Origin of the sequence: Sorangium sp. So ce394 (assembly GCF_051474665.1) — a bacterium.
GTDB lineage: Bacteria > Myxococcota_A > Polyangia > Polyangiales > Polyangiaceae > Sorangium > Sorangium cellulosum_D.
Genome location: NZ_CP150339.1, coordinates 13,135,910 through 13,147,882, shown reverse-complemented (window position 1 = coordinate 13,147,882; position 11,973 = coordinate 13,135,910). Strand labels below are relative to the sequence as shown.

The window sequence follows — 11,973 nt, the reverse complement described above, 5'->3', positions numbered from 1 at the left end:
GGGGCTCACCCCCTGTGCGCGATCCAGAGCAGCGCGAGGCCGTTCATCCGGCGCTCGCGGCGATCGATCTCGAAGCCCGTGCCGCTCAGATCGGCGGTGAGCCGGTCCTCGGTGTGGCGGTAGGTGACCTCCGCCGCGTCGGCCCACGCGAGCATCGCGTGGGCCGTCTGCGGGTTGTACCGGTGGCCGCGCAGGTAGCCGGCCATGGCGACGCGGTTCATCCCGGGCGCGGGCTCCAGGAGCGCGAGGCGGCCGCCCGGGCGGAGCACGCGCGCCGCCTCGGCGAGCACCGGGCCCGGCTCGGGCACGTGCAGGAGCAGGTTCGACGCGGTCACCACGTCGAACGAGGCGTCGGGGAACGGGAGCCGCGTCGCGAGCGCCTCCCGGAAGGTCACGTTGTCCAGGCCGAGCGCCTTCGCCCGCTGCGCGGCGCGCTCGACCATCGCCGCGGTCGCGTCGATCCCGACCGCCTCGTGGCACCGGCGCCCCATCTCGCGCGTCAGCCGGCCGGTGCCGCAGCCGAGGTCGAGGCACCGCTCCTCCACGCCAGGATCGGCCAGCGTGACGAGCTCGTCGATGAGCGTCGCGTACGGCCCCTCCGCCTGCATGCGATCGAAGAAGTCGACAAGCTCGTGGAACGGGGTCGCCTGCTCCTTCGCCGCGTACCGGTCGCGCCACCGCCAGACGTCGTCGAGCGCCTGGTACGTGCCCCGGTAGTACAGGAGCGGCGCGCCCGCCTCGCCCCGGCCGGACGAGAGCGCGCGGCCGACATAGATGATGTGATCGCCGCCGTCGTACGCGTGCTCCACCTTGCAGTCGATGAAGGCGAGCACGTCCTTGAGGATCGGGCTGCCGGACTCGGCCACGTGCGCCTCGGTGAGCACCGCCTGCCGATCGATGTCCGTGCCCTTGCCGGCGAACAGATCCGAGATGTCCCGCTGCTGCTCCCGCAGGATGTTCACCGCGAAGACGCCCGACGCCTCGATGGCCGCGCTCGTGCGCGAGCGCCGGTCCGCGCAGAACAGCACGAGCGGCGGCTCGAGCGAGACGGCGCTGAACGAGTTCACCGTCATCGCGTGCGGCGTGCCGTCCTGCACCGTGGTCACGAGCGTGATTCCGGTCGCGAACTGGCCCAGCACCTTCCGGAACTCCGCGGGATCGAAGAGCATAGGCCATAGTACGCGCTCGGCGCGCACCCGGGATCCAGGATCTGCGCCGCGCGCGCGCTCTCGTCCATCGCCACGCGGCCACCACCCACCCCGCGCGCGGCCATCGCCGCCCGCACGCAACTCACCCGGCGTCGCGCCGCGCGAGGTCCGGCGCGAACGCCGGTATGCAGAGGGCGAAGTACTCGCTCTCCTCGTCGAACGGGTTGCTGTAGCGGACGCGCTGATCGGGCTCCGTCCAGAGGGCCTGCCCGGCGGAGAGGTCGACCGTCTCGCCCGCGATCTCGACGCGCATGCGGCCGCGGATCATCAGCGTCAGCTCGCCGAACGCGGGCGTCTGCGCCGGCTCGCTCCACCCGGGCGGCGCCACCATGTGCGCCAGGCTGAAGCCGTCCGTGCCGGTGTTCACGCGGCCGAAGAGCTCCTCGATCAGCTTGCCGCCAGGCACGGGGATGCGCGTGGCGGACGTGACGAGACGGTAAGGGCGCGCCATCGAGGACCTCCAGATCAGAACGCGCGCGTCCGATCGTCGGACACGCGGTAGAGCTGCATGAGCAGGTGGCGGCCGCCGTACGGCTGCAAGTAGCGGAGCGCAGCGGCCTTGCTCGCCACGAAGCGGTGGTAGCGCCGCGCCGGCACGACCACGAGATCGCCCGCGCCGACCCAGATCCGCAACCACTCGTCGTTCATGCAGCGGACGTCGTACAGGGCCTGCCCCTCGAGGAAGAGCCGCACCTCGTCGCCGAGGTGGCAGTGCTCGTCGGCCTCCCGCGCGCTCTCCGCCTCATCGCGAGGATTGCTCGTGTCGCGTCGGACCTCGTCGTGCTCCGTCCACCCGCGCTCCGCGTTCACGCGCTGCAAGGCCAGCGCAGCTGCGCCCGGGTCGAACGTGCCGCACCGGATCCCTTCCGCCTGGAGCTCCGCCTCGGTGAACTCGATCTCGCCTTCAGCGCTCATTCGGATCGCACGCATGCGCACCCTCCGGGACTGGGCTCTTCGACCTCTGCGCGCGCGCGACGTCAAGACGCTAACCGCGTCCAAGCAGCCACATCAGACCCGCGATGCTGAGAGCCAGCACACCCAGCGCGAGCAACGCAATGAGCGCCTCGGTGAACCCCCACCCGCCACCCTGCGCAACGCGCGGCGCCGCCGCGGCAGGCCGCGCGAGCGGCGATAACGTGCTCGCGGAGGCAGGCGAAGGCGTCGGCGTGGAAGTCGGCGAGGATGACGGTGCGGACGGCTCCTCGGCCGAAGGAAGCTCGACGGCCGCGTCCGCAGGGAGCGGCTCGCACGGGCTGCGCTCGATCTCCGCGAGCGCCTCGGCGGCCGGATGCTCGAACACAAGCCGATCGGCCGAGATCGCCAGCACCTGTCCAGGCCGCCAGATCGTATCGAACTGAGGCACCGGAACGCCGTCGAGCGAGGCGCCGGAGCGCGACCCGAGATCCTGAACTGAGAATTGGTCGCCTCTGCGCGTAATGGCCACATGGCGACGGGAGACGTCCGGGTCGTCGAGCGTGAGATCGGCGTCCTGGGCGCGCCCGACGAAGTAGGGTCGCCCGGGCGCCTCCACGTGCAGCGCGCGGCCGCGGTCCGGGCCGTCCACGACGACGACGCGCGGCGTGGGATCCTCGCCCTGGGCGGCGAGGCCGCGGGCGACGAGCTCGAGGGCGAGCTCCTTGGCGGCCGCGGTGGGGGAGGCCTTCGGGACCGCCGGCTCGATCCGGAGCGCGAGCCACACGCGCCCGATGCGGATGCGGTCGCCGGTGCGCAGCGGCATCGCCGTGCGCGGGGCGATGCGCGTCTTGCCGAGGAAGGTGCCGTTCTCGCTGCCCTCGTCGAGGAGCAGGTAGGTGGCGCCGCGCTGCCGGATCGACGCGTGCCGGGGGCTCACGCTCGTGTCGGGGAGGCGGACCTCGCAGCCCTCGGCGCGGCCGAGGATGATGCGGGGCGCGTCCAGGGTCAGCGAGAGCTCGCCCTCCCTCCCCGCCCCGCCGGGCGAATTCCCCGCCCCGCCGGGCGAGAGCACCACGATCGTTAGCGCCATCGACGCTGCCTCTGCGCGGAAGGGCCGCGGGGGGTCAAATCGCCGCCGTGCGACGCATCCGCTCGGTGGCGCTGACGAGCTGCCGCACCGCCTGATCCTGCTGCCGCGCCGCCTCCTCGATGCGCTTGCCGGCCTCGATGAGCTGCTCGCCGCCGCGCGTCTGGCTGCGGTGCGAGGCGTTGAGGCTGTGGACCTGGTTCGAGATCTGCTCGATCGCGCTCGTGATCTGGCGGCCGCCGCGCGCCTGCTCCTGGCTCGATCGCTCGACGTGCTGCGTGATGGTCCGCATCTTCTCCGCGCTCTTCATGATGAGCTCCGAGCCGCGCGCCTGCTCCGCCGTGGCGGCGGCGATCTGCTGCACCGTCTCGGCGATGCGGCCGATCGCGTCCGTGACCTGCTTCGACCCCTTGGCCTGCTCGACCGTGGCCCGGGCGATGGCGCGCACCATGTTCGTCGACTTCTGCGAGCTCTCCAGGATCTTCTTCAGGGCCCGCTCGGCCTCGTTCGACACCTCGACGCCGCGGTCGACGTTGTGCGCGCCGCGCTCGACGGCGGCGATCGCGTTCTTCGACTCGGACTGGATCGTCTTGATGAGCTCCGCGATCTCCTTCGTGCTGCCGCCGGCGCGCTCGGCGAGGTCCTTGATCTCGTCGGCGACGACGGCGAAGCCCTTGCCGTGCTCGCCGGCCTGGGCGGCGATGATCGCGGCGTTCAGCGCGAGCAGGTTCGTCTGCTCGGCGACGTCGTCGATGACGGCCAGGATCTGCCCGATCGCCTCGATCCGGAAGCCGAGGTTCGAGATGACGGCCACGGCCTCCTGGCTCGACTCCTTGATGCGGTAGATCTCGCCGATCGTCTTCAGGATGGCCTCGGCGCCCTTCTCGGCGTCGGTCGCCACCTCCTCCGAGAGCCGGGCCGTCTCGTTCGCGTTCGACTGGACCTGATCGATGGAGACGTCCATCTGGTTCATCGAGGAGCTCGTCTCCTCGGCCGTCAGCGCCAGGGCGTCGACGTTCTTCGCGACCTCGCGGATCGAGTAGGCCATCTCCTCGATCGACGAGACCGTCTCGCGCACGCTCGACCCGAGCTCGCCGACGTTCTCGGCGACCTCCTCGTTCGTGGCGGTCATCTCGAGGATGCTCGAGCTCGACTCCTCGGCGCTCGACGCGAGCGACTCGACCGACTGGGCGATGTTGGCGAGGGCGGTCGTCATGTCGCGGATGTACACGGTCGCCTGCTCGCTCGCGTGCATGACGCTGCTCACGCCGTCGCTCAGCTTGGGCAGGAGCTCGTCGAGCAGCACGGTGGCCTGGGCCAGCTCCGACCGGCGCTGCTTGTCGCGCAGCTCGGACTGGGTGACCCGCTCCGCGATGCCGGTGAGCTCCGAGTAGAGGCGCGAGAGCTCCGGCGGCGCGCCCGGCGGGACGCGCACCCGCTCGCCGGCGGTGGCGCGCAGCACGGCGTCGACGAGCGCGTCGACGTCGATGTCGGGGCCGCGCTGCGCGAGGTCGTTCACCTTGCGGGTGAGGTTCGCGCACTCCCGCTCGAGGGTGTCGCGCTCCTTCGTGAGCCCGTCGCGCTCCTTCAGGAGCCCGTCGCGCTCGCGGCTCAGGCTGTCCCGCTCCCGCTCCAGGGCGTCGCGCTGCCGCTCGACCCCGTCGCGCTCGCGGCTCAGGCCGTCCCGCTCCCGCGCGAGCTTGTCGCGCTCCTCGGCGAGCGCGTGGCGCTCCTCCGCGAGCTCGGCCTGCCGGCCGGCCAGCTCGGCGATCTGCTCGTAGGTCTCCGCGATGTCGGCGGGGGCGCCCTCGGGCAGCTTGGGCCGCTTGCCCCGCGCGGCCGCGCGGAGCGCGTCGCGCAGGCCCCCGAGGGGGACGCCGCCCTTGCCCGCGAGGCTCGCGTATACCACCGCCACCGCCGCGGAGAAGCCGAAGAACATGAACAGCTGGCCCGAGAACTCCGCCAGCGACCTCGACGCGAAACTCAACCCGAGGCCGACGAGCGCGAGGACTACGGCGATGGGGATGGAGAGCTGCTTGGAGTTCATTTCGTGCGTTCCAGCGCGGTCGAGCGGCGGCGCGCGCGTGGGCCAGCGCGCACCCGACGACCCCGAGGACGCCCGAGCGTAAGAGGCGAGTGCCCCCCGGTGCAAGGAGAGCGCGCGGCAGAAGCGCGGTGAGGGGCCGCGGCAGGCGAGCCGCGGACCGGAGCGCTGCCTCTGGGCAGGGGCGCAGGGGCGCAGGGGCGGCCGCACGGCCAGGGCCGGCGTGTGGGGAAGTCGCGATGAATTTGGACGACCTCGACCCGATGGCGTATGCACGGAGACGCGGCGGAGAAGGACCGCCGCGGGGGCTCGGCGCGGGCGCCGGTTCCTCCAGGCTCGACCCTGAACACCGCCGCAGACCGCGGCGGCCGCCCGGCCGTCCTGGCCGCCGGGGTGGCCGGGCGGCCGTGGCCGCGCCGCCATGCCCCTCGCCGCTCGCCTCCTGCTCGCCTTCGGGCTCGTCGCGATCATCGCGACGGCGTTCGTCGGCCTGACGTTGCGCGAGGCGTCGCGCGAGATCATCGAGAGCGGCTTCGCCGATCGGATCGACGCGGCGCACGCCGGCGTCCGGCAGCAGCTCGCGTGGGAGGCCGAGGCGCTGCGCGACCTCCTGCCGCCGTTCTGCCAGCACGACACGTTCGTCGACAAGGCCCACGTCGAGCTGGAGCGGGCCAAGGGCGACCCGGACGCGATGGACCCGACGAGCCGCATCGCGCTGCGCCGCCTGGTCCCGAGCCAGGCCAAGGCGCTGCGCCTCGACGAGCTGTCGCTCGTGGCGGCCAACGGGAGCGTCCTCGCGGCCGAGGACGCCTCGCGCATCGGCGCCCGCGACCCGCGGCTCGCGGAGGCGATCAAGGCCCCGGGGGGCGCGCCGCGGCTCCGGCCGGCGAAGGCGGGCGGCGAGCCGTCGCTGGAGGTCCACTGCGCCCTGTCGCGGCACGGGGTGACGATCGGCCTCGTGGGGGCGCGGCGGATCGGCCCGGTGCTCGCGCGCATCGGCGACGCGTACCACGTGCGGCTCACGGCGGCGCCCGAGGGGGGGCGCGCGCCCCGGAGCGGCGAGGCCGAGGTGGTGCGCGTCCTCGACGTCCCGGAGATCCCGGGGCTCGACGTGGTCGCCTCGGTGTCGCGCGAGCCGCTGAGGCAGGCGCTGGCCCGGCTCGATCGCTCGATCGCGCTGACCGGCGCCACGGTGCTGGCGATCGCCCTCGGGATCGCCGTGGTGCTGGCGCGCAGCCTGTCGCGGCCGATCGCGGCGCTGGCCCGCGAGACGCGCGAGGTGATGAGCGGCGCGCCGCGGCGGGTGGAGGGGCGCGGGGGGCGGGAGATCGCGGATCTCGCGGCGGCGTTCAACGCGACCATCGACGAGCTCGCCGCGATGCGCAAGCGCCTGGCGGCGACGGAGCGGATCGCGGCGCGGCGCGAGGTCGCGCGGCAGATCGCCCACGAGATCAAGAACCCGCTGGCGCCCATCCGGGCGGCGGTGGAGACGCTGCGCCGGCTGCGGCAGCGCGAGGATCCGGCGTTCGACGACTACTTCGAGGAGGCGACGTCGACGGTGCTGAACGAGGTGCACCGGATCGCGAACATCGTGACCGAGTTCACGCGGTTCGCCCGGCTGCCGGCGCCCAACCCGGAGCCGGTCGATCTCGTGGCGATCGCGCGCGGGGTGGTGACGCTGCACGCCGCGCCGGCGGGCGAGGAGACGGGCGGGACGACGGGCGGCGCGGCGTCGCCGCGGGTCGAGCTCGTGGCCGAGCCGATCCCGAAGGTCTCGGCGGACCGGGACCAGCTGATCCAGGTGCTCACGAACCTGGTCCAGAACGGGCTGGAGGCGGCGGGCGCGGTCCGGCGCGACCCGCGCGTCTCGGTGACGATCGGCCCGCTGCCGAACGATCGCGTGCGGATCGTGGTGCGCGACAACGGGCCGGGGGTGGCCGAGGACATGGTGCCGCGCCTGTTCGAGCCGTACGCGACGAGCAAGGAGAAGGGGACGGGGCTCGGGCTCGCGATCGCGCAGCGGATCGTGTTCGAGCACGGGGGGGAGATCGGCTACCGCAAGGCCCAGAAGGGGGGCGCGGTCTTCGAGATCTGGCTGCCGGTCGGGGGGCCGCCGCTCCTGGAGAAGCCGCCGGGGGACACCACGGTGCGGCCGAGGGCGCCGGACGTGCCGTGACAGGGGCGCCGCCCGCGGGCGCGCGCCCCTGTCACGCGGCGCTCTGACTAGAGCGGCTGGCTATCGTACTCGCAGGCCGAGCTGCAGCCGTCGCCGCTCCTGTTGTTCCCGTCGTCGCACTCTTCGTAGGCGCTCTGGCGGATGCCGTCGCCGCAGTGCGGCCCGTACTTGCACCCCGGCGCGCACTTGCCGTAGCCGCCGGTGTTGTTGCCGTCGTCGCACTGCTCGGGGCCGTTGACGACGCCGTCGCCGCAGCGCGGCCCGTACTTGCACTGCGGGCCGCACTCGCCGTAGCCGCCGTCGTTCTTGCCGTCGTCGCACTGCTCGCCGAGGTGGGCCTGCACCACGGAGTCGCCGCACTGGGCGCCGAGGCGGCAGTTGTCGCTGCAGCCGGTCGCCTCGTTCGGGGGATCGCACTGCTCGCCCCACTCCTCGTCGACGTGGCTGTCGCCGCACTGGGCCGCCGGCGTGCAGTCGGGGAAGCAGCTGCCGTAGAAGCCGTCGTTCACGCCGTCATCGCAGGCCTCGGCGCCGTTGATGACCGCGTCGCCGCAGTACGGACCGTAGGTGCAGGAGGCGTTGCACCCGTTGTACGCGCCGGTGTTCATCCCCTCGCCGAGGTCGCAGTCCTCCTCGTCGGGCTGCACCACGCCGTCGCCGCACCGCGGGCCGTAGAGGCACATCGGGGCGCACTCGCCGTAGCCGCCGTCGTTGCGGCCGTCGTCGCACTCCTCGCCGTAGTTCGACTGCACCACCGCGTCGCCGCAATGCACGCCGAGCTGGCAGCCCACGCAGTTCGCGTCGGTGGGGTCGTCGCACTGCTCGCCCCACTCCTCGTCGACGCGGCCGTCGCCGCACTGCGGGGCGCGCGTGCAGTTCGGGTTGCAGGTGCCGTAGAAGCCGTCGTTCTTGCCGTCGTCGCACTGCTCGGGGCCGTTGACCTCGCCGTCGCCGCACGACGGCCCGATCTCGCACGAGGTCGTGCAGCCGCCGTAGCCGTTCGCCGTGTTGCCGGAGCCGAGATCGCACGCCTCGTAGGGCGCGTTGACCAGGCCGTCGCCGCAGCGGGGCGGGGCCACGCACCCCGGGGCGCAGGCGCCCGAGGAGTTGGCGTAGGTGCTGTTGTTGACCCCGTTGTCGCAGGCCTCGGGGCCGTTCTTCACGCCGTCGCCGCAGTAGGGGCCGAGCTGGCAGTTGTTGCACTGGCCGTAGCCGGTCCCGTTCGCGCGGCCGTCGTCGCACTCCTCGCCCGGCGTGACGACCGGCGGCTCGACCCCGCACTGCGGCGTGCACACCGACGTTCCGGCGCTGAAGCCCGCCAGCGTGAGCTGGTAGTTCGATCCGGTGACGTGGCGCTCGGCCTGGAACACCGCGATCTCGTAGACCTTCCCGTGCTCGAGGTTGAGGTCGACGGGGTAGGCCGCGCGGTTCGGGCAGCCGGAAGAGGTGGGGCAGGGGGTCACCTGGGCGTCGCCGTTGTCGAGGATGGTCACGCTCTCCTGGGCTTGCCCGTGGATGCCGCCGATGTCCGCGGTCAGCGTGTTCTTGATGAACACCCAGACGTCGTCGTCACCGTAGAAGGTGAGCACGGGGTTGTTGCTCGCGTTGCCGTCCGAGCGGTGCTGGAACCAGTAGCGGACCTCGCTCGTGAAGTAGAAGTTGTGCCCGTTGTCCTGCGCCCGCTCCAGCCCGGCGGCGACGAGGCTGTCGAGCGCGGGATCGGCGCCGGGCGGGTCGAGGTCCAACGGCCAGAACGGGTTCCGCTGGTACACGTACCTGCCGCTGCCGGCGCCCATCTCGGTCAGCTGGATGGTCGTGACGAGCGTCCTGTTGAAGATCGGGTTGTCCCGGTACCACCACTGGAAGTTCTCCTGCCCCGTGGTCCAGCCGTTGCTGCTGGCCGGCTCGAAGTAGCCGTTACCGTGGGCGTTCACGGGCTTGCCGTCGGCGTCGAGCGTCGACTCGACGGTGCCGTCGGTCTGCAAGGTGGTACCGCTGGGCGTGATCTCGAAGTCGAAGTGCCCGATGAGGCGGTCCGTCAGGCGGGCGTCGCACTGGGAATTGCTCGCGCTGGTCTCCCTCGGGCACCAGCCGATGAAGTCGCGGAGGACCATCGGCAGCCGCATCTCTGTGGGCGCCACGGTGCAGACGTAGCCCGGCTCGATCCGGCACGTGGCGGAGCAGCCGTCGCCGCTCTCGGTGTTGCCGTCGTCGCACTGCTCGGTGGCGTCGCCGGGCAGGAGGATGCCGTCGCCGCAGATCGAGAGGCACGCGCCGGCCCTGCAGTCGGGCTCGCGCTTGCAGTCCGGCGTGCAGCCGTCGCGCCAGTTGCCGTTGCCGTCGTCGCAGACCTCGGTGCCCTCGCGGACGCCGTCGCCGCACACGGAGCGGCCCCTGCAGTCCTGGGGCTCGCGATCGTCGCACACCCGGCCGGGCTCGATCCGGCACCGATCGTCGCAGCCGTCGCCGGAGACGAGATCGCCGTCGTCGCACTGCTCGGCGCCGACCTTGATCCCGTCGCCGCAGACCGTCTTGCAGGGGAACCCGACGCGCGAGCAGTCCCACCCCCTCTCGATGGTCCGGCAATCGGCGCTGCAGCCGTCGCCGCTGGCCGGCGTGCCGTCGCCGTCGTCGCACACCTCGTCGCCGCCGATCACGCCGTCGCCGCACACCGGGGGCGGGGGCGGCGTGCAGGCGCCGCCGGCCGGCGGGCACGTCCAGCCGAGCTCGATCTTGCACTGCGCGGTGCAGCCGTCGCCGCCCGCGGGCGACGCGCCGCCGCCGTCGTCGCACTGCTCGCCGACCTGCACCACCCCGTCGCCGCAGAAGGTCCTCACGGTGCAGGGCTGGCCCGGCCTGCAGACCCAGCCCTCCTCGAGGCGGCAGTCCGCGGTGCAGCCGTCGCCGCTCTCCGGCACCGCCTCGCCGTCGTCGCACTGCTCCGCGCCGTTCACGCGGCCGTCGCCGCACCGGTAGAGCAGGATGCACGGCTCGCCCGGCTCCGGGCACACGTAGTTCGGGTCCCGCACCTGGCAGTCGGCGCTGCAGCCGTCGCCGCCTTCGGCGTTGCCGTCGTCGCAGAGCTCTCCCGGCTGCACCTCGCCGTCGCCGCACTCGATCAGCCGCTCGCAGGGCGATCCGGGCGTCGGGCAGTAGTAATAAGGCTCCTGCCGGCACAGGCTCGAGCAGCCGTCGCCGCTCGTGGCGTTGCCGTCGTCGCACCCCTCGCCGGTCTCCTTGTCGCCGTTGCCGCAGACCGGCAGCGGCGTGCACGGCTGACCGGGCCGGCTGCACTGATATCCCGGCTCGCGCTTGCACTCGGCGTCGCAGCCGTCGCCGGACGCGGGCGGATCGTCGCCGTCCTCGCACTCCTCGGAGCCGTTCACGCGGCCGTCGCCGCAGTCGTAGAGCAGGATGCACGGCTCGCCCGGCCTCGGGCACACGTACGAGGAGTCGACGTAGAGGCAATCGGCGCTGCAGCCGTCGCCGTCCGCGGTGTTGCCGTCGTCGCAGAACTCGCCGGGGTGGAGGATGCCGTCGCCGCACGCGATGGTCAGCCGGCAGGGCTGGCCGGGCGTCGTGCACTCCCAGTAGGGCTCGACCTGGCACTGCCCCGAACAGCCGTCGCCGGGCAGGGTATTGCCGTCGTCGCAGGTCTCGGCCTCCTGGTTCTTCGCCCCGTCGCCGCACGCGGGATCGGGCGGCAGGAAGCACTCGGGCGGCGGCTCATCGACGTCGCACGGATCCGGCTCGCCCGCGCCGCTGCCGCCGAGGCCAGGGCCGCTGCCGACCGTGAACTCCGGCTCGCCGCCGGCGCCGCCGGAGCCGGGCCCGCCGGTGCCGGAGCCCGCGCCGCTCCCGGAGCCCGTGGCGTCGCCCGGGGACGAGACGTCCCCGCCGCAACCCGCCGTGATTTGAAGCAATCCCAACGCCAAAGCCAGATAAGAGGTTCTCAAGCCCACAGCCACCTCGATAACGCACGTTGCGCTCAGCAGAGGCCAACGGCGCTAGGATGCACCATATCGTAAACGCGCCTCACACCTCTAGCGGTAAATCACACCTCGTTGTTTTCGACGCTTCGCCGCTTCGACGCTTCGACGCTTCGACGTTTCGCCGTGCCCGAGCGGCTGTGCTCGGCGCGCCTCGCTGCCCTCGGCCTTTCCTGGTCGTCGGGATCGTCGTGCGTGCGTGCGTGCGTGCGTGCGTGCGTCCTACCCGCGTAGGCCGGGAGCCGCACGAAGGGATGACGCGCCTGACGCGACGCAGGGTGCTGGCGGGGGTTGGCGGATAGCTGATGAGGCGAGCGCGGCAGGGCTTCGCGCTTGACGGCGCCGGCGTTCCAGCGCGCCCACGCGCGGCGCGGCGTTCGCGCCACAGTGACGCGAGCGGCGGGGGGAGCTTGAGACAAATCGCCGCGGCGGAGTCGGCCGTGGGCCTCGGCGTTCCGGCTCGCTCCGGAGCGGAGGGACATGCATACGCCGCCACCTCGCGCGGCTGGCCACCTCAGCCGTGTTCCGCGCCGGCGGCCGGGCGCGGCGCGCGA

General features: G+C 72.8%; 7 protein-coding genes. 1 reads left to right on the top strand and 6 read right to left on the bottom strand.

Translation table 11 applies throughout. The annotated features are described in order from the left end of the window. Positions 1-5 precede the first annotated feature (5 nt). From WMF33_RS48620 to WMF33_RS48600, 5 genes are all read right to left on the bottom strand, one after another. Entirely contained in the window at positions 6-1,169 is a 1,164-nt protein-coding gene (locus WMF33_RS48620) for a flavin reductase (RefSeq protein ID WP_437334951.1), read from the bottom strand. A gap of 121 nt (positions 1,170-1,290) precedes the next feature. Next, a complete protein-coding gene (locus WMF33_RS48615; RefSeq protein WP_437334950.1) occupies positions 1,291-1,659 on the bottom strand; it encodes a cupin domain-containing protein in 369 nt (122 codons plus the stop codon). Positions 1,660-1,673: 14 nt separating this feature from the next. After that, a complete protein-coding gene (locus WMF33_RS48610) occupies positions 1,674-2,138 on the bottom strand; it encodes a 1,2-dihydroxy-3-keto-5-methylthiopentene dioxygenase (protein WP_437334949.1) in 465 nt (154 codons plus the stop codon). A gap of 55 nt (positions 2,139-2,193) precedes the next feature. Next, positions 2,194-3,213, bottom strand: a complete 1,020-nt coding sequence (locus WMF33_RS48605; protein WP_437334948.1) for an FHA domain-containing protein — start codon at positions 3,211-3,213, stop codon at positions 2,194-2,196. A 34-nt stretch (positions 3,214-3,247) separates the two neighbouring features. Next, entirely contained in the window at positions 3,248-5,257 is a 2,010-nt protein-coding gene (locus WMF33_RS48600; RefSeq protein WP_437316913.1) for a methyl-accepting chemotaxis protein, read from the bottom strand. Between the two features lie 418 nt (positions 5,258-5,675). On the opposite strand from WMF33_RS48600, the gene WMF33_RS48595 reads away from it, so the two are divergent. Beyond that, positions 5,676-7,430 carry a sensor histidine kinase gene (locus WMF33_RS48595; protein WP_437334947.1) on the top strand — a complete coding sequence of 585 codons (1,755 nt, stop codon included), beginning with the start codon at positions 5,676-5,678 and terminating at the stop codon, positions 7,428-7,430. A gap of 47 nt (positions 7,431-7,477) precedes the next feature. Here WMF33_RS48595 and WMF33_RS48590 read toward each other — a convergent pair whose 3' ends face one another. After that, complete coding sequence (locus WMF33_RS48590; protein ID WP_437339591.1) at positions 7,478-11,353, bottom strand: DUF4215 domain-containing protein; 3,876 nt, start codon at positions 11,351-11,353, stop codon at positions 7,478-7,480. Between the last annotated feature and the right edge of the window lie 620 nt (positions 11,354-11,973).

What these genes read in the sequence shown, in the direction of transcription:
- WMF33_RS48620 (WP_437334951.1), bottom strand. Translation starts at nt 1,169, where the DNA reads ATGCTCTTCGATCCCGCGGAGTTCCGGAAGGTGCTGGGCCAGTTCGCG.
- WMF33_RS48615 (WP_437334950.1), bottom strand. Translation starts at nt 1,659, where the DNA reads ATGGCGCGCCCTTACCGTCTCGTCACGTCCGCCACGCGCATCCCCGTG.
- WMF33_RS48610 (WP_437334949.1), bottom strand. Translation starts at nt 2,138, where the DNA reads ATGCGTGCGATCCGAATGAGCGCTGAAGGCGAGATCGAGTTCACCGAG.
- WMF33_RS48605 (WP_437334948.1), bottom strand. Translation starts at nt 3,213, where the DNA reads ATGGCGCTAACGATCGTGGTGCTCTCGCCCGGCGGGGCGGGGAATTCG.
- WMF33_RS48600 (WP_437316913.1), bottom strand. Translation starts at nt 5,257, where the DNA reads ATGAACTCCAAGCAGCTCTCCATCCCCATCGCCGTAGTCCTCGCGCTC.
- WMF33_RS48595 (WP_437334947.1), top strand. Translation starts at nt 5,676, where the DNA reads ATGCCCCTCGCCGCTCGCCTCCTGCTCGCCTTCGGGCTCGTCGCGATC.